This window comes from Streptomyces sp. L2 (genome assembly GCF_004124325.1).
In the GTDB taxonomy this organism is placed as follows: domain Bacteria; phylum Actinomycetota; class Actinomycetes; order Streptomycetales; family Streptomycetaceae; genus Streptomyces.
Genome location: NZ_QBDT01000001.1, coordinates 966,504 through 986,718, shown reverse-complemented (window position 1 = coordinate 986,718; position 20,215 = coordinate 966,504). Strand labels below are relative to the sequence as shown.

The following is a 20,215-nucleotide window of genomic DNA, read 5'->3' as shown; positions in this document are numbered from 1 at the left end:
CCGCTAGGGGCGGCACGGGTGGGCGCAGCGGCACCCGCACAGCGCCGGTGAGCGAAACTCGCCCAGGCCGCGGGAGGTCCGAGCGGCGGAGTGCGCCGGCCGCGCGCCCGGGCCCGCCGCCGGCGCCACCACGGCGACCCCGCCGGAGGCGCCCCGCGGATATCGGTTTGCCCCGCGCTCCGCGCGCCCCGCACAATCGCTCCTCATGGGACACCTCGAAGCCGCGCACCTGGAGTACTACCTCCCCGACGGGAGGGCCCTCCTGGGCGACGTGTCCTTCCGGGTCGGCGAAGGCGCAGTCGTCGCCCTCGTCGGCCCCAACGGCGCCGGCAAGACCACCCTGCTCCGGCTGATCTCCGGCGAGCTGAAACCGCACGGCGGCACGGTCACCGTCAGCGGCGGCCTCGGCGTGATGCGCCAGTTCGTGGGCTCCGTACGCGACGAGACGACGGTGCGCGACCTCCTCGTGTCGGTCGCCCAGCCCCGCATCCGGCAGGCGGCCGAGGCCGTCGACGCCGCCGAGCACGCCGTCATGACCGTCGACGACGAAGCCGCCCAGATGCGCTACGCGCAGGCCCTCGCCGACTGGGCGGAAGCCCGCGGCTACGAGGCCGAGACCCTGTGGGACATGTGCACCACCGCAGCCCTCGGCATGCCCTACGAGCGCGCCCAGTGGCGGCAGGTCAGCACCCTCTCCGGCGGCGAGCAGAAACGCCTCGTCCTGGAGGCCCTGCTGCGCGGCACCGACGAGGTGCTGCTGCTCGACGAGCCGGACAACTACCTCGACGTGCCCGGCAAGCGATGGCTGGAGGAGCAGCTCAAGGAGACCCGCAAGACCGTCCTGTTCGTCTCCCACGACCGCGAACTCCTCGCCCGCGCCGCCGAGAAGATCGTCTCCGTCGAGCCCTCGCCCACCGGCGCCGACGCCTGGGTGCACGGCGGCGGCTTCGCCACCTACCACGAGGCCCGCCGCGAACGCTTCGCCCGCTTCGAGGAGTTGCGCCGCCGCTGGGACGAGAAGCACGCCCAGCTGAAGAAGCTCGTGCTGACCCTGCGTCAGGCGGCCGCCGTCAGCCACGACATGGCCTCCCGCTATGCGGCCGCCCAGACCCGCCTGCGCAAGTTCGAGGAGGCCGGGCCGCCCCCGGAGCCGCCCCGCGAGCAGGACATCACCATGCGCCTCAAGGGCGGCCGGACCGGCGTCCGGGCCATCACCTGCGAGCGGCTGGAGCTCACCGGCCTGATGGACCCCTTCGACCTGGAGGTGTTCTACGGCGAACGGGTCGCCGTCCTCGGCTCCAACGGCTCCGGCAAGTCGCACTTCCTGCGCCTCCTCGCCGGCGAGGACGTCGCACACACCGGACAGTGGAAGCTCGGCGCGCGCGTCGTACCCGGACACTTCGCGCAGACCCACGCCCACCCCGAACTGACCGGCCGCACCCTCCTGGACATCCTGTGGAAGGAGCACGCCCAGGACCGGGGCGCCGCCATGTCCCGGCTGCGCCGCTACGAGCTGACCCAGCAGGCCGAGCAGAGCTTCGACCGGCTCTCCGGCGGCCAGCAGGCCCGCTTCCAGATCCTGCTGCTGGAACTCCAGGGCGTCACCGCGCTCCTCCTCGACGAGCCCACCGACAACCTCGACCTGGAGTCCGCCGAGGCCCTCCAGGAGGGGCTGGAGGCCTTCGAGGGCACGGTCCTCGCCGTCACCCACGACCGCTGGTTCGCCCGTTCCTTCGACCGCTATCTGGTCTTCGGCAGCGACGGCCGCGTCCGCGAGACACCCGAGCCCGTCTGGGACGAGCGCAGGGTCGAGCGGGCCAGGTAGGCGCCGAGGCGCCGGCGCATGCGGAGGCCCGCGCGCCCGGTTGTTCGTACAGTGGACTCAGGAAACGCGAACAGCTCCATGGCTCCCTCCCGGAATCCGCTCGGGGACAGCGCACGCCGGGCGGGTACCCGGACCGCCGAACGGACACGGACACGACGAGCGGGGCACCACCATGACCGGAGTCGACCCCAGCAGGCTGGACGACCAGCAGCTCATGAAAGAGCTGGAGACGATCCACCGCACGCGCCACGACACCCTCCTGTACGGCTCCAACGACGCGCTGCGGGCCCACAACGAGCGCATGGCGCAGTTGGAGGGCGAGTACCTGCGCCGCAACCCGCGCCGCCTGGTCAGTGCGGGCCGCACCCGTGAGGGCGCCCGCGAACGCCGCTGCGGCGAGGCGGCGGCTCCCGGTACCTGAGCGACCGCTTCGTGTGCCGCACGGCGTCGGGGCCGGCCCGCACGACGCGGGCCGGCCCCGACGAGAGACTCGGCTCCGGAGGGAGACTCGGCTCCGTCAGCCCGGCTCCCCGGCGAACACGTGCAGGAACGCGTCGCAGAACGCCTTGAGGTCGTCCGGCTTACGGCTCGTGACCAGCAGGTTGGGGCCGTGGTCGCAGATCTTCACCTGCTCGTCCACCCACGTCCCGCCCGCGTTGCGGATGTCCGTCCGCAGGCTGGGCCACGAGGTCAGCTCCCGGCCGCGTACGACGTCCGCCTCCACCAGCGTCCACGGCGCGTGGCAGATCGCGGCGACGGGACGGCCCCGCTCGAAGAAGCCCTTCACGAACGCGACGGCCTTGTCGTCCATCCGCAGGAAGTCGGGGTTGGCCACCCCGCCCGGCAGCACCAGCCCCCCGAACGAGTCCGCGGACGTGTCGCCCACCACCTCGTCCACGGGGAACGTGTCCGCCTTGTCCAAGTGGTCGAAGGCCTGCACCTCACCGGAGTCCGTCGACACCAGCACCGTCACGTGCCCGGCGTCCGACGCCGCCTTCCACGGCTCGGTCAGCTCGACCTGCTCGACGCCCTCGGGCGCCACCAGAAACGCGATCCGCATCCTCATTCCCCTTTCCCGCCGGCTTCCGCGCCGGTCGTGCCGCCGGCCACCAGCGCCTCGGCCAGCTCGTGGACGGTGCCGTAGTGCTGCCCGCGCGGCAGCGCGGCGACCGCGTCGATCAGCCCGCCGGGCGCGTTGCCCCGGCGCAGCGCCCGGGCCAGCTCGCCCGCCTTGGCCGGGAAGGCGTGCCGGCCCAGGCACGGGCCAGGGCCAGCCGTACCCGCTCCAGCGACGCCGGGGAGCCCAGACCGCCCACCGGCCCGCTCCACACCTCCGGGTCGTCGTCGGCGGCCGGCTCGGGGTCGTGCCACTCCTCGGCGCGGGTCGGGTGCCCGGACCGGAGCAGGCCCTTCAGCTCGTGCTTCATCTCGTCATCCCGGTGGACGTTCAGCCGGTCACTGCCTCGCTGCATGTCATGCCTCCAGAGGATCGAAGGTCAGGGTCGAGGGTCGGGGTCGGGGTCGGGGTCCGCCCCGCGTACCCGGCGGCCCGCCGGCCGACACCGGATACGGCGACCCGGATACGGCGACTACGGCCACCCCGATACGACGACCCGATACGCGACCGGAACCCGGCCGTGTCACTCCTCCTTCTCCCGGCCCGGCAGGAACTCCTGCACCTTGGCCTTCAGCCCCTGCCTGATCATGGATCCTCGGTCGGCGTCGCCCTTGAGGATCGACGCGGCCGTCGCCTCCATCTGCTCCCAGGAGGCGTGCGGCGGGATCGGCGGCACCGCGGGGTCGGTGAGGAACTCGACCAGCGCGGGCCCGTCCGCGTCCAGCGCCGCCCGCCAGGCCGACTCGACGTCCTCCGGCTTCTCCACCCGGATCCCGGTCAGCCCCAGCGACCGGGCGAAGGCCGCGTACTGCACGTCCGGGATCGACTGCGACGGAAGGAACTGCGGGGCGCCCTCCATCGCGCGCATCTCCCACGTCACCTGGTTCAGGTCCTGGTTGTTCCACACGCCCACCACGAGCCGCGAATCCGACCAGCGGTCCCGGTACTTCGCCGCCGTGATCATCTCCGCGAGCCCGTTCATCTGCATCGCCCCGTCGCCGACCAGCGCGATCACCGGCCGGTCCGGGTGCGCGAACTTCGCCCCGATGGCGTACGGCACGCCCGGGCCCATCGTCGCCAGCGTCCCGGACAGCGAACCGCGCATGCCCGGCCGCATCGTGATGTGCCGCGCGTACCAATTGGCGACCGACCCCGAGTCCGAGGTGAGGATCGCGTTGTCCGGCAGCAGCGGGTCCAGGGCGCGGGCCACGTACTCCGGGTTGACCGGATCGGCCGTGAGACCGGCCCGCCGGTCCATCGTCTCGTGCCAGCGCTCGACGTTCGCGCACACGGTGTCGCGCCACTCGCGCCCGCCCCGGTCCCGCTCCAGCAGCGGGATCAGCCGGCGCAGCGTCGCCTTCGCGTCACCGACCAGGTTCACCTCGTACGGATACCGCATGCCGACCATGTGCGGGTCGATGTCGATCTGCACCCCGCGCGCCTTGCCGAACCCCGGCATGAACTGCGTGTACGGGAACGACGAACCGATGGTCAGCAGCGTGTCGCAGTCCCGCATCAGCTCGTACGACGGTCGGCTGCCCAGCAGCCCGATCGGCCCGGTGACGTACGGCAGTTCGTCGCTCAGCACATCCTTGCCGAGCAGCGCCTTGGCGACGCCCGCGCCCAGCAGCTCGGCGATCTCCTGGACCTCGGCCACGGCCCCGGCCGCGCCCTGCCCGATCAGGATCGCCGGCTTGTCACCGGCGTTCAGCACCTCGGCCGCCCGCTGCAGCGCCTCGTCCGTCGGAGTCGCCGTGTAGTCGGACATGCCGAGGCTGGACGGCACCATCTTGAAGTCGTGCGTCGGGGGCGAGTAGTCCAGCTGCTGCACGTCCGCCGGCACGATGATCGCGGTGGGGGCCCGGCGGGCGTACGCGGTCCGGATCGCCCGGTCGATGACGTTCGGCAGCTGCTCCGGCACGGTCACCGTCTCCAGGAAGTCGGAGGCGACGTCCTTGAACAGCGTGTGCAGGTCGATCTCCTGCTGGTAGGAGCCGCCCATCGCGGTCCGGTTCGTTTGGCCGACGATGGCCAGCACCGGAACGTGGTCCAGCTTCGCGTCGTACAGGCCGTTGAGCAGGTGCACGGCGCCGGGCCCCGAGGTGGCCACGCACACGCCCAGCCGCCCGCTGAACTTGGCGTAGCCGACCGCTTCGAACGCGGCCATCTCCTCGTGCCGGGCCTGGATGAAACGCGGCTGGTCCTCGGCCCGGCCCCAGGCGGCGAGCAGCCCGTTGATGCCGTCGCCGGGGTAGCTGAAGACCTGCTCCACGCCCCAGTCACGCAGCCGCTCGAGAATGTGGTCGGACACCTTGGTGCTCATGGAGGGACCTCCCGGTCCAGTACGGGGAACGACGATCCGGTCAGTGGCTACCGAGTCACCGGTGGGGGAGAGGAAAAACCTGACCCGCCCCCGCCGGCCGCCGCGCCGACTGCCGGCGGCCGGTGTCACCCGCTCGGCCGTTCGTGTCCCGCGAATGGGGTCCGGCCGCGCGCGGCGCGCCGCGCGGCGGGCTGTGATGGCAGCGAGGGCACGCCCCCGTGCCCCACGGCAGCCGTACGGCCGTACAGGCAGCCGTACGGCCGCACCGGCACCCGGCAGCCGCCCCACCTTCGGCCCGCCGTCTCGCCGTCCTGCCGTCGCCGTCCCGCCGTCCGAGGAGCCCGCCCCATGCGCCGCACCTTCCGAGCCCTGTCCGTCGCCGCCCTGGCCGGCGCCGCGCTCGCCATGGCCGGGCCCGCCGCGACCGCGGACCCCGCCGCCGAGACCAGCCCGGACACCGTCCGGCCCGGCGGCACCGTCACCGTGTCCGTGACCTGCGACAAGATCGGCGGCACCGTACCCGACACCCTCGACGCCACCTCCCAGGCCTTCGAGGACGGCACCGTCCGGCTCCAGCGGGTCACCGGCGAGGACCGCGGCCCCGCCTACCGGGGCACCGCCCGGATCACCGCCGGTGAGCAGGCCGAGGGGGACCCGGCCGGCACCGGCCCGGACGCGGCCTGGACCGTCGACGGAACCTGCCCCGGGGCCTCGGGCGGCAAGGGCAGCCCCTGGAGCGCGAGCTACTCCGTCACCCGTCCCGACGCCCCGGACGACGGCTCGGACGACGTTCAGGGGACCGGGCCCTGCACCGCCGGACGGGACTGCGGCCAGACGAGCGGGGACCCGCAGTGCCGGCCGGGCCAGCCGTGTGAGGAGCCCGGTCAGTGCCCGGGACCGGCGGCGGACACCGGGCCGGCCGCGGACACCGGGCCGGCCTGTGCCGGAGGCGGCCGGGACTGCGGGCAGGCTCACGGCCCGTCGCCGTGCACCGGTGGCCGTACCTGCCCCGGCTCCCCCGAGGGCGACGACGGCGTCGCCGGGTGCCCGCCGCCCACCGTGCAGCACGGCGTCGCGGCCGGGCAGGGCGGCACCTTCGACGACTCGGTACCGGCCCTGGCCGCCGGCGCGGCCCTGATCGCCGCCGCCTGCGGGGCCGCCGCCTACCGGCTGCACCGGCCCCGGCGCCGGGAGGACGGCTGAGCCGGGCCCGGTGCACGGCCGGATCGGCGCCCCCGGCCATGGACCGCCGCCGGGCGGGTACACACAAGCCCAGGACGGCGACAACGGCCACGCGCGCACCAGCCGCACGGTTGGGCACCACGACCGCACCCGCCCGCCGGACCCCGCTACGGCAGTCGGGCGGGGGAGCGGCGCCGGGCGGCGGGACGGAGCGACGGGCAGCCAGGACGGGGGCGACGGTGACGGCTATCAGGGCGCGGGCGGCAGGCGAACCGACGGCACGGGGCAGACGGTGACCAGGACGGGACCGACGGCCGACTCCGCGAACGGCGCCGGGCGGCATGGCCGACGGGGACGGCAGCCGCGCCCCGGCAGGGCGGCGCCTGCGGACCGGCGACGGAAACACGGCGCGACGGGACAGGGCACGACAGGCCGGCGCACGACAGGCCAGCCCATGGCAGGCCAGGGCACGACAGGACAGCGGACGGCGAGCACGGACCGGGCGGAGGCGGACATGCGGCGGACGGATCCCGTAGGCCACGGCCCCGTCCGCTTCGGGCCTCCCCTTCCCGACGACGGCCTGCCGGTCCTCCCCGAACTCGCCGCCGTCCTCGCCGCCTCGGCGGGCCGCGCCGACGCCCAGCCGGTCGGCGGCGCCCCCGCCGTCCTCGAAGCGGCCTGCGGCTACTGGACCCGGCGCGGCCTGCCCTGCGTCCCCGACCGGGTGACTGCCGGCCCCGGTGCCCCCGCCCTGCTGCTCGCCCTCACCGCCGCGCTCGGCGGCGACCGGGGCGAGAACGGCCAGGGCGGCGATGTCCTGGTGCCCCGCCCGTGCGCCGCCTGGTGGGCGCCGTACGCCCGCCTCCTCGGCAGACCCGTCTTCCACGTGCCGACCCCCGCCGAGAGCGGCGGCGTACCCGACCCCTACGCCCTCCTGGAGACCGTCCGCCGCGTCCGCGCCGAGGGCGGCGACCCGCGGCTGCTGGTGCTGTCCGTCGCCGACGACCCCACCGCCACCGTCGCCCCGCCCGAACTCCTCCACGAGACCGTCGAGGCGGCAGCCGCCGAAGGACTGCACCTGGTCAGCGACGAGACCTGGCGCGACACCGTGCACGCCCCCCACGAGACCGTGCTGCTCAGCCCCGCCGAGATGCTCCCCGACCGGGTCACCGTCGTCACCGACCTGGCCGGCTCGCTGCTCCCCGCCGGCTGGCCCGCCGCCGTCGCCCGCTTCCCGGAAGGAGCCGCGGGCGCCGCGCTGCACGCGCGCGTGCTCGACGTGCTCACCGTGCTCGGCGCACGCGTGGCCGGACCCGTCGCCACCGCCGCCGGGTACGCCCTCGACGAACCGGAACCCGTCACCGAGCGCCGCGCCGCCGCCGTACGCCTGCACGCGCGCGTGGCCGCTGCCGCACACGAGGCGGTCGTCGCCGGCGGCGCCCTCGCCCGGCCCCCGCAGGCCGGCCGTCACCTGTACGCCGACCTCGACCCGCTGCGCGAACCGCTCGCCGCACAAGGCGTCGGCGACGCACAGGAACTGGAGGACCTGCTGACCGCCCGGCTCGGCCGGCCCGTACCCGGCGGCCACCGCTTCGGCGACGACCTGGGCGCCCTGCGCGTCCGGCTCGGCACGGCCGGGCTGCTGGGCGGCACGGACGAGGAACGTGCCGCAGGCCTCACGTCACCCTCACCGCGGGAACTGCCACACGTGCAACGCGCGTTGATCTCCTTGAGGTCCGTGTTCGAAGACCTCCGCGACGACGCTCAGCGATGGGAGCCTCCTCGATGACGCAGCAGACCCGACCGCCGCGCCCGAGCCGACCGCCCGGCCCGTCCACGCCCTCCGCCACGCCCTCCGCCACGCAGTCCGCCACGCCGGTCACCTCCACCGAGCCCCGCACGGCCGGGGCGGCGAGACCGGCCGCCGGCCCGTCCGCGCCCGCGCCCTCCGCCCCGGCGCCCTCCGCCCCGGCGCCCTCCGCCCCGGCGCCCTCCGCCCCGGCGCCCCCCGCGCCGGCACCCCTCGCCCCCTCCTCCCCGCCCCTGGCCGAGCCCCGCCCGCCGGGCGAACACCGCGTGTGGCCGCGCACGTTCCACGACCGGCTCACCGCACCCCTGCCCGGCCTGAAGGCACTCGCCCGCTTCGCCCGCGAAGGTGCCGTACGGCCCCGCGCCGACGGACTCGCCGACATCCCCCGACTGCCGTACGAACCCGCCCCGTTGCCCCGCGCCGACGCCCGCACCCTCGCCGTCACCTGGGCCGGGCACGCCAGTTGGGTCATCCGGATCGGCGGGCTCACCGTCCTCACCGACCCCGTATGGTCCCGCCGTATCCTCGGCACCCCCGCCCGCATCACCCCCGTCGGCGTCGCCTGGCACGACCTGCCGCCCGTCGACGCCGTCGTCATCAGCCACAACCACTACGACCACCTCGACGCCCCCACCCTGCGCCGACTGCCCCGCGACACCCCGGTGTTCGTGCCGGCCGGACTCGGCCGCTGGTTCCGGCGCCGGAAGTTCACCCGGATCACCGAGCTGGACTGGTGGGAGGCGTCCGAACTCTCCGGCACCCGCTTCGACTTCGTGCCGGCGCACCACTGGTCCAAGCGCACCCTCACCGACACCTGCCACAGCCTGTGGGGCGGCTGGATCCTCACCGCCCCCGACAGCCGCCGCGTGCACTTCGCCGGCGACACCGGCTACGGCCACTGGTTCGCCCGCATCGGCCGCCGCTACCCCGGCATCGACCTCACCCTCATGCCCATCGGCGCCTACGACCCCCGCTGGTGGCTGAGGGACGTCCACTGCGACCCCGAGGAAGCGGTCCGCGCCACCGTCGACCTCGGCGCCCGCGCCATGGCCCCCATGCACTGGGGCACCTTCGTGCTCTCGGCCGAACCCGTCCTCGAACCGCTCACCCGGGTGCGGGCCGCCTGGGAGCGGGCGGGACTGGACCGGGACGACCTGTGGGACCTGCCGGTCGGCGCGTCACGCGTCCTGGCCGGGACGCCGTAGCCCGCCGGTGAGCCCCCGCAGCCGCCGCCACACACCGGGCGCCACACTCACCACGACGGTGAGGGCGACCGCCACGACCACCCCTTCCCAGGGCTCCTCGAACAACGACCCGCCCAGTATCCCGATCACCTGATAGGTGACCGCCCACGCCACACACGCGAGCACGTTGCCCCGGCTGAACCTCCGCAGCGGCCACTCCGCCAGCAGACACGCCAGCATCACCGGCAGCCGGCCCGCGGGGACCAGCCGGGACAGCACCAGCACGGCCACCCCGTGCTCGCCCAGCTTCTCCCGCGCCTGCGCCAGCCGCTCCTCCGGTGCCCGCGACCGGATCGCCTCCAGCCAGCGCGAACCGTTCTTCGACCGCAGCCCGCGCCGGCCCAGCCAGTACAGCGCCGCGTCCCCCAGGAACGCCCCGAGCGCCGCCGTCACGAACACCAGCGCCAGCGAGTACGGCACCGTCGCCGTCCGGTGGAACGCCACCACCGCCGCCGAACTCACCAGGGCCCCCGTCGGCACCACCGGCACCAGCGCACCGGCCAGCACCAGCAGGAACAGCGTCGGATAGCCGATCGCCGGCTGCGCGTACTCCGGCCGCAGCGTCGACGTCGTGGCCGCGGCGAACGCCGTCGCGGACGACAGCCACGTCACCGCGCGACCTCCAGCCGCACGCCCTCGCCGTGCCCCAGCTTGTGCACGTCCACCCCGGGCGCGGCCGCGGCCGCCAGGCGCACGAACTCGTCGCCCGGCGCGTGGAACTCGTGCGGGCGCACCCCGTCCATGCCGATCGGCCAGTACGTGCCGTAGTGCACCGGCACCGCGGCGCGCGGCGCCAGCCGGGCCAGCGCCTGCGCCGCCCGCCCCGCGTCCAGATGCCCCTCCCCGAGGTACGGGCCCCAGCCGCCCACCGGCAGCAGCGCCACCTCCACCGGCCCGACCTCCTCCGCCATCGACGCGAACAGGCCCGTGTCCCCGGCGAAATAGGTCCGCGCCTCGCCCTCCACGACGTACCCCAGCGCGGGACAGCGATGCGGGCCCACCGGCAGCCGCCGCCCGTCGTGCCGCGCCGGCACCACTCGCACCCGCAGGTCACCGGCCCGCACCGCGTCCCCCGGGGCGACCTCGGTGACCCGCAGGTGCCGGAGCCGGCGCAGTCCGGGCACCGCCCGTCGTGCGCCCTGGGGCACGAGCAGGAGCGTGCCCGGGGCCAGACCGGCCAGCGACGGCACGTGCAGATGATCGGCGTGCAGGTGGGAGACCAGCACCAGATCAGCGCGGCGGGCCTCCGCCGGCGGCGGCGCGCCCCGGCGCCGGCGCAGATGCGCCAGCCGGCGCGCGAACAACGGGTCGGTGAGCACCCGCGTGTTCGAATCCTCCACCGTGCACGTGGCGTGACCCCACCAGGTGATCTCCACCGGCACCCTCTTCCGCCCCCTTCGCGCGACTCCCCGAAGCCTACGGGCAGGAGTAGGGTCGGCGGCGAAACCCGGAGGTGAGGGGGACGCCATGGGACAGCTGCGGGGTGCCTCCGGCGGGCGCGCGCCGGTGCGGGTGACCGCCATCGCGAGCCTGACACCACTGGAGGAACTGGAGGCCGACCCCTTCCTCGTGGACTCCCGCAGCCAGCACGCGATGTGCGCCCGCTGGGCCGCCGAACGCGGATACGTGATCGCCCGGGAACTCCTCGTCGGCGGACTCCGCTACGACCACTGCGCCCTGTGGGACGGCGTCCGCCCCGGTGTCGACGTGTTCGTCGCCCCCAGCCTGCGGGTACTGCAGCGCGCGCTGTCCTCGGTGGAGGAGTTCACCGCCGAGTGCGCCCGGCGCGGCGTGCGGGTCGAGACGGTCGGCCGCGCCGAGCCGTCCTACGACGCCCAGATGAAGGCCCGCGTGCACCGCAGACTGTCGATGCCGACGGCGGGATACGACGGCCGGTAGCCGGTAGCCGGTAGCCGGTGGCCCCCGGCTCAGACCCGGGCGCCGGGGACCGGCGCCGGACTGGTACCGCACTTCCACGGGCCCGCGTCGGAGCGTGTGGCAGGGTGGGAGCGGGACCAGGTGGCCGGGGAGGACGTGAGACAGGGCGTGTGGGGCGTGCGGTGGCGGCGGGTCGCCGGCCGGATCGGGCGGAGCGCCGTCGTGTGGGCGGTCTCCACCGTCACCATGCTGGCGCTCGCCGGACTCCTGCCGGACTTCCGGCTCCAGTCCCCCGACGGCGACAGCGCCACCCGTATCGCCGTCACCGCGGCCTGCGGCGCCGGCGCCTTCGGCGTGCTGTCCGCCGTCGTCTGGCCGCTGCTGGTACGGCTGCTGCTGCTCGTCCCCGCCCTCGTCATCGGCCTGCTGGTCTTCTTCCTCAACGGCTCCCTGCTGCTGCTCGCCCTCCGCCTGAACCCCTCCGGGCAGAGCGAGGCCGCCCCGGAGACCGCCGTCATCGTGGCCGCCGTGATGTCCGCGGTCGCCTCGGCCACCGGCGGCGCCCTCGCCGTACGCGATGACGACGCCTACCGCAGCCGGCTGTCCCGGCTCGCCGACCGCCGCCGCAGATCCCGGCCGCCGTGTGCCGACACCCCTGGCCTGGTCTGCGTCCAGCTGGACGGGGTGGGACATGACGTGCTGGTGGACGCGGTTGCCAAGGGCCTGATGCCGACGGTCGCCCGCTGGCTGTCGACCGAAGACGGTCTGCGGGCGGGCGACGGCGGTGCGCGGGCGGCCGTCGAAGATGTGCGGTCGACCGGCGACGACCTGCGGTCGACTGGCGACGACCTGCCGTCGGCCGACGGCGTTGTGCAGTCGGTCGGCGACGGTGTGCGGGCGACCGCCGATGGCATCCTGTCGACCGCCGCCGCGCTGCACACCGGCGTCGACGGCGTCCCGGCGCTCGCCGACGGTATGCGATCCACGGCCGACCGTATGCAGCCCACCGGCCCCACCGGCCCCGGAGTGATCAGCAGCCCCACCCCGCGCCCCACCCACCGCCTCACCCCCTGGCACACCGACTGGTCCAGTCAGACCGGTGCCAGCCAGCTCGGCATCCTGCACGGGAGCACCTTCGACGTGCCCGCCTTCCGGTGGTACGAGAAGGACCGCGGTGAGGTGATGGTCTGCAACCGGCCCACCAGCGCCGCAGAACTGCAGCGCCGCGCCGTCCGGCACACCGGCGACGGCGGACTGCTCACCGTCGACGGCGCCAGCCGCGGCAACCTGTTCAGCGGCGGCGCCGGGGAACAGGCCCTCGTCCTGTCCATCGCCACCCGCCGCCGCGGCCGCGGCAACCGCAGCCGGGCCGGATACTTCGCCTACTTCTCCGACCCCGCCAACGCCGTGCGCACCGCCCTGTCCTTCGTCGCCGAGGTGTTCCGCGAGACCGGCCAGGCCACCCGCGCCCGCCTGCGCGGACAGCGGCCCCGCGTGAGTCGCGGCGGCCTCTACCCGCTCGTCCGCGCCTTCGCCACCGTCGTCGAACGCGACGTCGTGGTCGCCGCCGTCATGGGCGACCTGCTCGCCGGCCGCACCGCCGTCTACGCCGACCTCGTCGCCTACGACGAGGTCGCCCACCACTCCGGGCCGCGCAGCCGCGACGCCGAACAGGTGCTGCGCCGCCTCGACCGCTGTCTCGCCCTCATCGAGAAGGTCGCCGACCACGCCCCGCGCCCGTACCGGATCGTCGTGCTGTCCGACCACGGCCAGAGCCCCGGCGAGACCTTCCACGCCCGCTACGGCCTCACCCTCGACGACCTCGTCCGCGCCGGCTGCGGGCTGCCCGTCCCGCGCAAGGCCATGGGGGTCCCCCCAGGCGTTCAGCACCGGGGGAGCACCCGCAGCGGCGCCGAGGCCCGCGCGGCCGTCCGGGCGGCGCTGCGCCGGCCCGAGCAGCAGGACGCGGCCCGCCACCGCACCGCCCACCGGCCGGAGCCGCTCGTCCTGGCCTCCGGCAACCTCGGCCTGGTCTCCTTCCCGGACGTCGGCCACCGCATGACCAAGGAGGAGATCGACGCCCGCCACCCCGCCCTGCTCACCACCCTCGCCAACCACCCCGGCGTCGGATTCCTGCTGGTGCGCAGCGAGGAGCACGACGGCGTCGTCCTCGGCCCGTTCGGCGCCGAGATTCCGCTGGCCCGGCTCGACGAGGAGCCCGGACCGCTGGCCGGGTTCGGGCCCGGCGCCGCCGACGCCGTGCGCCGCACCCACTCCTTCCCGCACACCGCCGACATCATGGTCAACTCCTGCCACGACCCCGCCGACGGCGAAGTCCTCGCCTTCGAGGAGCAGATCGGCTCCCACGGCGGCCTCGGCGGCGCCCAGTCCCGCCCCTTCCTGCTCTCCCCGCTCACCCTGTCCGCGCCCGCCGCCGACGGCCGGGAACCGGCCGGCGCCGAGCAGGTGCACCACGTACTGCGCCGCTGGCTCGGCGAGTTGAACGGACCGCAGGTCCCGCTGGAACCGGCGGACGCCGAGGCGGAGCCGGACCGCGCCGCGTGACCACCCGCGCGCCGGTGTTCCCGGTGCGGCGCCGCCGGATGTGATCGGATGGGGGGTACGGCACTCACCCCGCGCCCTGTGCAGGGCCGCGGGCACGCCGTCCACGCGACCGCACGCGAAAGGAACCACCGTGGCCACCACGCGCACCGCACACACCGTCTGGGAGGGCGACCTGCTCAAGGGCAGCGGCGTCGTCACCTTCGACTCCTCCGGCATCGGCCAGCAGCCGGTGTCGTGGCCGTCGCGCGCCGAGCAGGCGAACGGCAGGACCAGCCCCGAGGAGCTCATCGCCGCCGCCCACTCCAGCTGCTTCTCCATGGCCCTCTCGCACGCCCTGGCCGGCGCCGGCACCCCGCCCACCAGCCTGGAGACCAAGGCCGACGTCACCTTCCAGCCGGGCGAGGGCATCACCGGCATCCACCTCAGCGTCCGCGGCACCGTGCCCGGAGTCGACGAGCAGGGCTTCCAGGCCGCCGCCGAGGACGCCAAGAAGAACTGCCCGGTCAGCCAGGCCCTGACCGGCACCACCATCACGCTGACGGCCGAGCTGGCCTGAGAGCCGTAGGGCCCCGCGGTGCCGCGTTCCCGCGAGGGGAGCGCGGCACCTGCTACAGGCGCTCGCGGAACTCCCGCAGCAGCTTCTTGGTGCGCTGCGCCGACGCGGCCCGCGCCGTCATGTGGTCCAGCACCTCCAGGTGCGCCGCGACCTCCCGGCGGGAGTCCAGGTACAGGGCGCCGGTCAGGTACTCGGTGAACACCATGTCCGGCAACTCCGGCTCGGCGAACCGGAACAGCGTGAACGGGGCGTACGTCCCCGGGTGCGGGCCGGCCGCGAACTCGGCGATCTGCAGGGTGACCCGGTCCCGCTCGGCGTACTCCAGCAGCCGGTCCAGCTGATCGCGCAGCACCTCGGGGCGCTCGCTCACCGGCCGCAGCAGCACCGTCTCGTCCATGATCACCCACAGGCGGGGCGGATCGTCCCCGTCCAGCAGCCGCTGCCGTTCCATGCGCAGCGACACGTGCCGTTCGATCGTCTCCGGACCGGTCTGCCCGATCGTGCCCGCCGTCATCACGGCCCGCGCGTACGCCTCCGTCTGCAGCAGGCCGGGAACGAAGTGCGGCTCGTAGGAGCGGATGATACGGGCGGCGCCCTCCAGGCTGACGTACAGGCTGAACCAGTCCGGCAGCACGTCGTGGAACCGCTGCCACCAGCCGGGCAGGTTGGCGTCCTCGGCGAGCCGCACGAACGCGTCCGCCTCCTCGCCGGGCACCCCGTACGTGGTCAACAGCACCTGCACGTACGGGATCTTCAGCGCGACCTCGGCCATCTCCATCCGCCGTACGGTCGCCGCCGCCACCCGCAGGACCCCGGCCGCCTCCTCGCGGGTCAGCCCCGCGGCCTCGCGCAGTTCCTGCAGTCTCCTGCCGAGCACCACCTGGCCCACGGTGGGCGCGGGCCGCCGCTCACTCACGCCACGCCCTCCCCTCCGCGCAGACGCCTGCGGGCAGTCTGTCACGCGCCGCCCGTTCGCACACGGGGGGCGGCCGGCCGGGGCGCGGGGCTCATCCGGCCAGGGTGTGCAGGTACTTGGCGGTGGCCGGGTCCGCGGGCAGGAACGTCTCGATGGCGATCTCGGCGACCGTGACGTCCATGGGGGTGTTGAACGTGGAGATGGAGGACACGAACGACAGGATCCGGCCGTCGTGCTCGATCCGCAACGGCAGCGCGAAGTACGGGACCGGCTCGTCCGGTTCGGCGCCGGGCGCGTCCGCGGGCACCGGATAGCCGGCCACCTCCTCGTACAACTCCCGCAGCGGGCCGGAGCGGTGCAGGGCGATCTGCCGTTCCATCTGCGCCAGCAGGTGCCCGCGCCACTCCCGCAGGTTGTGGATGCGCGGCGCCAGCCCCTCGGGGTGCAGCGTCAGCCGCATCGCGTTCGGCGCCGGTGTCATCAGCTCCTGCGGCACGCCCTCCAGCAGCATCGCGATGCCCCGGTTCGCGGCCAGCACCGTGTAGGTGGCGTCGACCACCAGCGCCGGATACGGCTCGTAGCCCTGGATCAGCCGTTCCATGCCGTCGCGCAGCGCGTCCAGCGCCGGGTCGTCCAGCGGGGTCTCCGGGTAGTGCGGGGCGTAACCGGCCGCCAGCAGCAGGGCGTTGCGCTCCCGCACCGGTACGTCGAGGTGCTCGGCCAGCCGCAGTACCATCTCCTCGCTCGGCCGCGACCGGCCCGTCTCGATGAAGCTGATGTGCCGGGCCGAGGAGTCGGCGCGCAGCGCCAGCTCCAGCTGGGAGATCCGCCGCCGCTCCCGCCAGGCCCGCAGCAGCGGACCGACACCCGTGTCGGCGGGCGGGACGGCGGCGGCGGTGACGGCGGCTCCGGGCGCGGCAAGGGTCATACGGTCGACCGTAGTCGACGTACCAGGCGCGCGCCGGGCGGCGGACCGGGGGACGGGGTCCCTCCGGCGGCGGCGCGGACGGCCCGGTGGTGGAGTGAGCGGGGCCCGGGCGTGGCAGGCTGAACGAGAAGCCGACCTCCACGAAGGGACCAGGACATGGCCGTCGAACCGCTGTCGCAGAAGGAGATCGAGGACCGGCTCGCCGAACTGCCCGGCTGGTCGGTGGACGGGGACCGCCTCACCCGCTCCTACCGGCTCGGCTCGCACTTCGCGGCGGCGGCCCTGGTCATGCACATCGCCGGCCTCCAGGACGAGCTGGACCACCACTCCGACCTCACCCTCGGCTACAACACCGTCTCCCTCAGCGTGAACACGCACAGCGCGGGCGACGTCGTCACCGAGAAGGACTTCTCCCTCGCCCGCAGGGTGGAGGACGTCGCCCCGGGCCACGGGGCACACTGAGCGGTGTGCTGGACTACGACAAGGAAGCCGACGCCTACGACGCCTCCCGCGGCGGCGAACCCCGCGCCGAGGTGGCCGCCGAGGCCGTCCTCGGCCTGATACCCGACCGGCCCGGCCGGCTCCTCGACGTCGCCTGCGGCACCGGCATCGTCACCCGCCGCCTGGCCGCCGCCCGGCCGGGACTGCGGGTGACCGGATCCGACCTCGCCCCCGGCATGGCGCACCGGGCCGCCGCCCGCCTGCCCGGCACGGTCCTGCTGGCCGACAGCCGCCGCCTGCCCTTCGCCGGCGCCGCCTTCGACGCCGTCACCAGCATCTGGCTGCTGCACCTGCTTGACGACGCCGCCGGTGTCGGGGCCGTCGTCGCCGAGTGCGCCCGCGTGCTGCGGCCCGGCGGGGTCTACGTCACCACGGTCGACAAAGCCGCCGCGCACGACGTGGGCAGCGACATCGACGAGGTGCTCGCCCCGCGCCCGCACCGCGCCGCCCGGGACGCCGCCGACAGCGTCACCGCGCACGCCGCCGCCTGCGGTCTGGTTCCGTGCGGCGAGGCCGCCTTCCCGGGCGTCGGACAGGGCCGCTCGCCCCGCGAGACCATCGCCGACCTCCGGCGCGGCTGGTTCACCGTGCTGCCGCCGGGCGACCCGCGCACCGAGGAGTTCGCCGTACGGCTGTCCCGGCTGCCGGACCAGGACCGCCCCCGCCCCGACCCGGTGTTCACGGTCCGCGCCTACCGCAGGACGGAGGCCGGCGGCGCGTGAGGGGCGGGCTGTCTCTTTTGCCGTACCGGCAAGGTGACTGGCCCGGCCGGGTCGCGCTGTCGCACGCTGGCCGCACCCGGAAGAGAGGCTGACCCGATGGCGCACGAGCACCCCCACCGCGAGCACTCCCACCAGCAGGGACACGGGCACGGACAGGGACACGGACACGGGCACGGCGGTGCGGACACCGACATCGACTGGAACGAGATGGGTCCCCTGCTGGAGACGCAGGCGGAGCTGTTCGCCCCCGTGTACGAGCGGGCCATGGCCTGGCTCGCGCAGGAGGTCACCGAGCCCGGGCTGATCGTCGACGCGGGCAGCGGGCCCGGAGTCGTCTCCTGCCTGTTCGCCGACGCCTTCCCCGGCGCCCGCGTCGTGGCCGTCGACGGCACGGAGCCGCTGCTGGACCGCGCCCGCGCCCGTGCCGCCCGGCAGGGCGTGGCCGACCGCTTCGAGACCCTCGCCGGTGAACTGCCCGACGTGCTCGGTGAACTGGACTACCCGGCCGACCTGTTGTGGGCCAGCCGCAGCCTGCACCACCTCGGCGACCAGCGGGCCGCGCTCGCCGCCTTCGCCGCCCGCCTGGCCCCCGGCGGCACCCTGGCCCTCCTGGAGGGCGGCCTGCCGACCCGCTTCCTGCCCCGAGACATCGGCATCGGCCGGCCCGGGCTCCAGGCCCGCGTGGACGCGCTGGAGGAGGAGTGGTTCGCCCGGATGCGCGCCGACCTGCCCGGCTCCGTCACGGTGACCGAGGACTGGCCGGCCCTGCTCACCTCCGCCGGGCTGAAGCACACCCGCACCCGCACGTTCCTGCTCGACCTCCCGGCACCGGCGACCGACCGCGCCCGCGCCTACGTCGCCGCGTCCCTGTCCCGCGTCCGCGACGGCCTCGCGGACGACCTGGACGCACAGGACCGCGCCACCCTGGACCGGCTGCTGGATCCCGCGGACCCGGCGGGTGTGCACCGGCGCCCGGACGTCTTCGTGCTCGGCGCGTACACGGTCCACACGGCGGTCCGGCCGGTGTGACCACCGGCCCCGGCAGCCCGCCGGGGCCGGCGGCGGTGCCTTACGACCCCTGGCCGGCCCCGCGGACGTACGCCGGTGCTCAGTTGTCCCGCAGGAACTTCCTGGCCAGCTGGTCGCCGAGGGACACGGCCGCGCTGTGGCTCTCGATGGGGGAGACCCGGGAGTTCTCGAACAGGATGTAGGTCACGCCGGAGTCGGCGCCGCCGGTGGCCGGGTCGGGGTCGATGCCGAGGGCCCGGGCGGCGGCGTACGAGGCCTCGCCGATGATCTTCTCGGGCCCGGTGTCGCCGACGACGGCGTACTCGACCCTGCCCTGGTAGATCACCGCGACGACCCCGCCGCCCTTGATGCCGGAGCCGGCGTAGTCCCAGATGCCGCTGGAGCTGGGCACCACCACGTACGGCAGCGACTCCGCCGACAGCGGCCGGCCGTCGGACTGGTGGAAGCGGGTGTCGTCCTGGTACCAGGGGTCGCGGTCCTCGTTGCAGTTGGCGGTGCGGCGGCCGTCGCAGTCGATGTCCATGTCGGCCTTCCAGAAGACCGCGCCGTTCTTGCCGCACACCGGGACCGTGGCCGACGTCTCCTCGTCGGTCCGGTACTTGCCGTGCGATATCCGCGAGCACGACCGCACCTTGGCGAGCAGGTCGGAGGCGCTGACGGAACCCTCCTTCGCGGAGGCGGGCGCGGCGCCGGAGGAGGCGTTCGCCGGGAGCACCCCGGCGGCGAGCAGCGCGGCCCCGGAGGCCGCGGCGAGGGTCAGTGTTCGAAGGCGCACTGTGGGGGAGCCCTTCTATTAGGAAACTTTCCTTACCGGGTGCCGTACAAGGTGGCCCTAACGGCATGTCCCCGTCAACCCCGTGGTGGCGAACTCCCGGAATCCGTGCGCATTGCGCGCTTTTGCCCCCGGCGGAACACTGGCATCAGCGGACATCTCCGGTATATCCGGCACCGCCGACGGTCAAAGCCCCGGGAGGCGAGGCGTCATGTTCGTACGCACGGTGTACGCGACGGGCGATCCGGCGAAGCTCGACACCGCCGTCCGGGCCCTGAACAGCGAGGGACACGACCTGCTCGAAGAACGCCCGGGGTACCGCGGCGCGGGCGTCTTCGCCGACCGGGAGCTCGGCAAACTCCTCACGGTCAGCTGGTGGAGCTCCGAGGCGGACCGGCGCAACAGCGACGACGTGATGCGCGTACGACGGCCCGCGCTGCTGGAGCCCTTCGCGGGCACCCTCGCGGTGGAGAACTACGAGGTCGCCGTCTTCCACGCCGTACGACGGCCCACCCTGGGCGGCGGACTGCGCCTCACCCGGGTCGAGTTCGACCCGGCGGACGCCGACCTGTTCGCCGACACCTTCCGCGGCACCGTCGCGCCCCGGCTGGAAGCGCTGCCCGGACTCGCCCGGGCCGCCCTGTTCCTGGACCGGGAGCGCGGGCGCGGCATGGTCGGCACGCTGTTCGCCGACGCGCACTCCCTGGCCGCTTCCCGTGCCGGACAGGCGTCCGCCCGGCACGAGGGCACCGCCAAGGCGCACGTGACCGTGACGAGCCTGGAGGAGTTCGAGGTCCTGCACGCCGACGTGCGGCGCGGCTGAACCGGGCCGTCACGGGCCGAGGCG

Annotated in this window: 19 protein-coding genes and 1 pseudogene; 12 read left to right on the top strand and 8 right to left on the bottom strand. The window is 74.7% G+C overall.

The window, feature by feature from the left end; genetic code table 11:
* Window positions 1-205: 205 nt before the first annotated feature.
* The gene (locus DBP14_RS04290) at window positions 206-1,825 is read left to right on the top strand and encodes an ATP-binding cassette domain-containing protein (RefSeq protein WP_129305713.1); all 1,620 of its coding nucleotides are present in this window, start codon (window positions 206-208) and stop codon (window positions 1,823-1,825) included.
* Between the two features lie 172 nt (window positions 1,826-1,997).
* The gene (locus tag DBP14_RS04285; RefSeq protein ID WP_129305712.1) at window positions 1,998-2,246 is read left to right on the top strand and encodes a DUF6158 family protein; all 249 of its coding nucleotides are present in this window, start codon (window positions 1,998-2,000) and stop codon (window positions 2,244-2,246) included.
* Between the two features lie 96 nt (window positions 2,247-2,342).
* Here the strand turns inward: DBP14_RS04285 and DBP14_RS04280 are convergent, their stop codons facing one another.
* The 3 genes and pseudogenes from DBP14_RS04280 to DBP14_RS04270 form a co-directional block, all read right to left on the bottom strand.
* The gene (locus DBP14_RS04280) at window positions 2,343-2,885 is read right to left on the bottom strand and encodes a type 1 glutamine amidotransferase domain-containing protein (RefSeq protein WP_129305711.1); all 543 of its coding nucleotides are present in this window, start codon (window positions 2,883-2,885) and stop codon (window positions 2,343-2,345) included.
* A 2-nt stretch (window positions 2,886-2,887) separates the two neighbouring features.
* Window positions 2,888-3,297 (bottom strand): annotated as a pseudogene (locus tag DBP14_RS04275) (DUF2795 domain-containing protein).
* Between the two features lie 168 nt (window positions 3,298-3,465).
* The gene (locus DBP14_RS04270) at window positions 3,466-5,265 is read right to left on the bottom strand and encodes a thiamine pyrophosphate-requiring protein (RefSeq protein WP_129305710.1); all 1,800 of its coding nucleotides are present in this window, start codon (window positions 5,263-5,265) and stop codon (window positions 3,466-3,468) included.
* Between the two features lie 348 nt (window positions 5,266-5,613).
* Between DBP14_RS04270 and DBP14_RS04265 the strand changes: the two genes are divergently transcribed.
* The 3 genes from DBP14_RS04265 to DBP14_RS04255 all read left to right on the top strand — a co-directional run bounded on the left by DBP14_RS04265 (window position 5,614) and on the right by DBP14_RS04255 (window position 9,462).
* Entirely contained in the window at window positions 5,614-6,468 is an 855-nt protein-coding gene (locus DBP14_RS04265) for a hypothetical protein (RefSeq protein WP_129305709.1), read from the top strand.
* A gap of 493 nt (window positions 6,469-6,961) precedes the next feature.
* Window positions 6,962-8,236 (top strand): aminotransferase class I/II-fold pyridoxal phosphate-dependent enzyme, encoded by a 1,275-nt coding sequence (locus DBP14_RS04260; protein ID WP_129311667.1) that lies wholly within the window; start codon window positions 6,962-6,964, stop codon window positions 8,234-8,236.
* Window positions 8,233-9,462, top strand: a complete 1,230-nt coding sequence (locus DBP14_RS04255) for an MBL fold metallo-hydrolase (protein WP_129305708.1) — start codon at window positions 8,233-8,235, stop codon at window positions 9,460-9,462. Before DBP14_RS04260 ends, DBP14_RS04255 begins: the two co-directional genes overlap by 4 nt.
* Here DBP14_RS04255 and DBP14_RS04250 read toward each other — a convergent pair.
* Together DBP14_RS04250 and DBP14_RS04245 are read right to left on the bottom strand one after the other, a co-directional pair.
* Window positions 9,436-10,113: a VTT domain-containing protein gene (locus tag DBP14_RS04250; protein ID WP_129305707.1), complete on the bottom strand. Its 678-nt coding sequence runs from the start codon at window positions 10,111-10,113 to the stop codon at window positions 9,436-9,438. The two genes, DBP14_RS04255 and DBP14_RS04250, sit on opposite strands and share 27 nt — an antisense overlap.
* Window positions 10,110-10,883, bottom strand: a complete 774-nt coding sequence (locus DBP14_RS04245; RefSeq protein WP_129305706.1) for an MBL fold metallo-hydrolase — start codon at window positions 10,881-10,883, stop codon at window positions 10,110-10,112. The genes DBP14_RS04250 and DBP14_RS04245 overlap by 4 nt, the downstream gene beginning before the upstream one ends.
* A gap of 85 nt (window positions 10,884-10,968) precedes the next feature.
* On the opposite strand from DBP14_RS04245, the gene DBP14_RS04240 reads away from it, so the two are divergent.
* The 3 genes from DBP14_RS04240 to DBP14_RS04225 all read left to right on the top strand — a co-directional run bounded on the left by DBP14_RS04240 (window position 10,969) and on the right by DBP14_RS04225 (window position 14,500).
* Window positions 10,969-11,400, top strand: coding sequence for a hypothetical protein (locus tag DBP14_RS04240; protein WP_129305705.1), 432 nt, complete (start codon window positions 10,969-10,971; stop codon window positions 11,398-11,400).
* Between the two features lie 147 nt (window positions 11,401-11,547).
* Entirely contained in the window at window positions 11,548-13,944 is a 2,397-nt protein-coding gene (locus tag DBP14_RS04230) for a phage holin family protein (protein WP_277752749.1), read from the top strand.
* A gap of 130 nt (window positions 13,945-14,074) precedes the next feature.
* On the top strand, window positions 14,075-14,500 hold the full coding sequence (locus DBP14_RS04225; RefSeq protein WP_129305704.1) for an OsmC family protein: 426 nt from the start codon (window positions 14,075-14,077) through the stop codon (window positions 14,498-14,500).
* Between the two features lie 52 nt (window positions 14,501-14,552).
* Here DBP14_RS04225 and DBP14_RS04220 read toward each other — a convergent pair whose 3' ends face one another.
* Window positions 14,553-15,416: a helix-turn-helix transcriptional regulator gene (locus DBP14_RS04220; RefSeq protein ID WP_129305703.1), complete on the bottom strand. Its 864-nt coding sequence runs from the start codon at window positions 15,414-15,416 to the stop codon at window positions 14,553-14,555.
* 91 nt (window positions 15,417-15,507) lie between these two features.
* A complete protein-coding gene (locus tag DBP14_RS04215; protein WP_129305702.1) occupies window positions 15,508-16,344 on the bottom strand; it encodes a helix-turn-helix transcriptional regulator in 837 nt (278 codons plus the stop codon).
* Between the two features lie 156 nt (window positions 16,345-16,500).
* Between DBP14_RS04215 and DBP14_RS04210 the strand changes: the two genes are divergently transcribed.
* The 3 genes from DBP14_RS04210 to DBP14_RS04200 all read left to right on the top strand — a co-directional run bounded on the left by DBP14_RS04210 (window position 16,501) and on the right by DBP14_RS04200 (window position 18,596).
* Complete coding sequence (locus DBP14_RS04210) at window positions 16,501-16,806, top strand: 4a-hydroxytetrahydrobiopterin dehydratase (protein ID WP_129305701.1); 306 nt, start codon at window positions 16,501-16,503, stop codon at window positions 16,804-16,806.
* Window positions 16,807-16,811: 5 nt separating this feature from the next.
* Window positions 16,812-17,567: a class I SAM-dependent methyltransferase gene (locus DBP14_RS04205; protein WP_129305700.1), complete on the top strand. Its 756-nt coding sequence runs from the start codon at window positions 16,812-16,814 to the stop codon at window positions 17,565-17,567.
* A 96-nt stretch (window positions 17,568-17,663) separates the two neighbouring features.
* Entirely contained in the window at window positions 17,664-18,596 is a 933-nt protein-coding gene (locus tag DBP14_RS04200; protein WP_129305699.1) for a class I SAM-dependent methyltransferase, read from the top strand.
* Between the two features lie 79 nt (window positions 18,597-18,675).
* Here DBP14_RS04200 and DBP14_RS04195 read toward each other — a convergent pair whose 3' ends face one another.
* Window positions 18,676-19,371, bottom strand: a complete 696-nt coding sequence (locus DBP14_RS04195) for a glycoside hydrolase family 75 protein (protein WP_129305698.1) — start codon at window positions 19,369-19,371, stop codon at window positions 18,676-18,678.
* A 208-nt stretch (window positions 19,372-19,579) separates the two neighbouring features.
* Between DBP14_RS04195 and DBP14_RS04190 the strand changes: the two genes are divergently transcribed.
* Window positions 19,580-20,191 carry a hypothetical protein gene (locus DBP14_RS04190; RefSeq protein ID WP_129305697.1) on the top strand — a complete coding sequence of 204 codons (612 nt, stop codon included), beginning with the start codon at window positions 19,580-19,582 and terminating at the stop codon, window positions 20,189-20,191.
* Window positions 20,192-20,215: the final 24 nt, after the last annotated feature.

Excerpts from the sequence above, each read along its gene's own strand:
- DBP14_RS04290 (WP_129305713.1), top strand. The coding sequence starts at position 206 with ATGGGACACCTCGAAGCCGCGCACCTGGAGTACTACCTCCCCGACGGG.
- DBP14_RS04285 (WP_129305712.1), top strand. The coding sequence starts at position 1,998 with ATGACCGGAGTCGACCCCAGCAGGCTGGACGACCAGCAGCTCATGAAA.
- DBP14_RS04280 (WP_129305711.1), bottom strand. The coding sequence starts at position 2,885 with ATGCGGATCGCGTTTCTGGTGGCGCCCGAGGGCGTCGAGCAGGTCGAG.
- DBP14_RS04270 (WP_129305710.1), bottom strand. The coding sequence starts at position 5,265 with ATGAGCACCAAGGTGTCCGACCACATTCTCGAGCGGCTGCGTGACTGG.
- DBP14_RS04265 (WP_129305709.1), top strand. The coding sequence starts at position 5,614 with ATGCGCCGCACCTTCCGAGCCCTGTCCGTCGCCGCCCTGGCCGGCGCC.
- DBP14_RS04260 (WP_129311667.1), top strand. The coding sequence starts at position 6,962 with ATGCGGCGGACGGATCCCGTAGGCCACGGCCCCGTCCGCTTCGGGCCT.
- DBP14_RS04255 (WP_129305708.1), top strand. The coding sequence starts at position 8,233 with ATGACGCAGCAGACCCGACCGCCGCGCCCGAGCCGACCGCCCGGCCCG.
- DBP14_RS04240 (WP_129305705.1), top strand. The coding sequence starts at position 10,969 with ATGGGACAGCTGCGGGGTGCCTCCGGCGGGCGCGCGCCGGTGCGGGTG.
- DBP14_RS04215 (WP_129305702.1), bottom strand. The coding sequence starts at position 16,344 with ATGACCCTTGCCGCGCCCGGAGCCGCCGTCACCGCCGCCGCCGTCCCG.
- DBP14_RS04210 (WP_129305701.1), top strand. The coding sequence starts at position 16,501 with ATGGCCGTCGAACCGCTGTCGCAGAAGGAGATCGAGGACCGGCTCGCC.
- DBP14_RS04200 (WP_129305699.1), top strand. The coding sequence starts at position 17,664 with ATGGCGCACGAGCACCCCCACCGCGAGCACTCCCACCAGCAGGGACAC.
- DBP14_RS04190 (WP_129305697.1), top strand. The coding sequence starts at position 19,580 with ATGTTCGTACGCACGGTGTACGCGACGGGCGATCCGGCGAAGCTCGAC.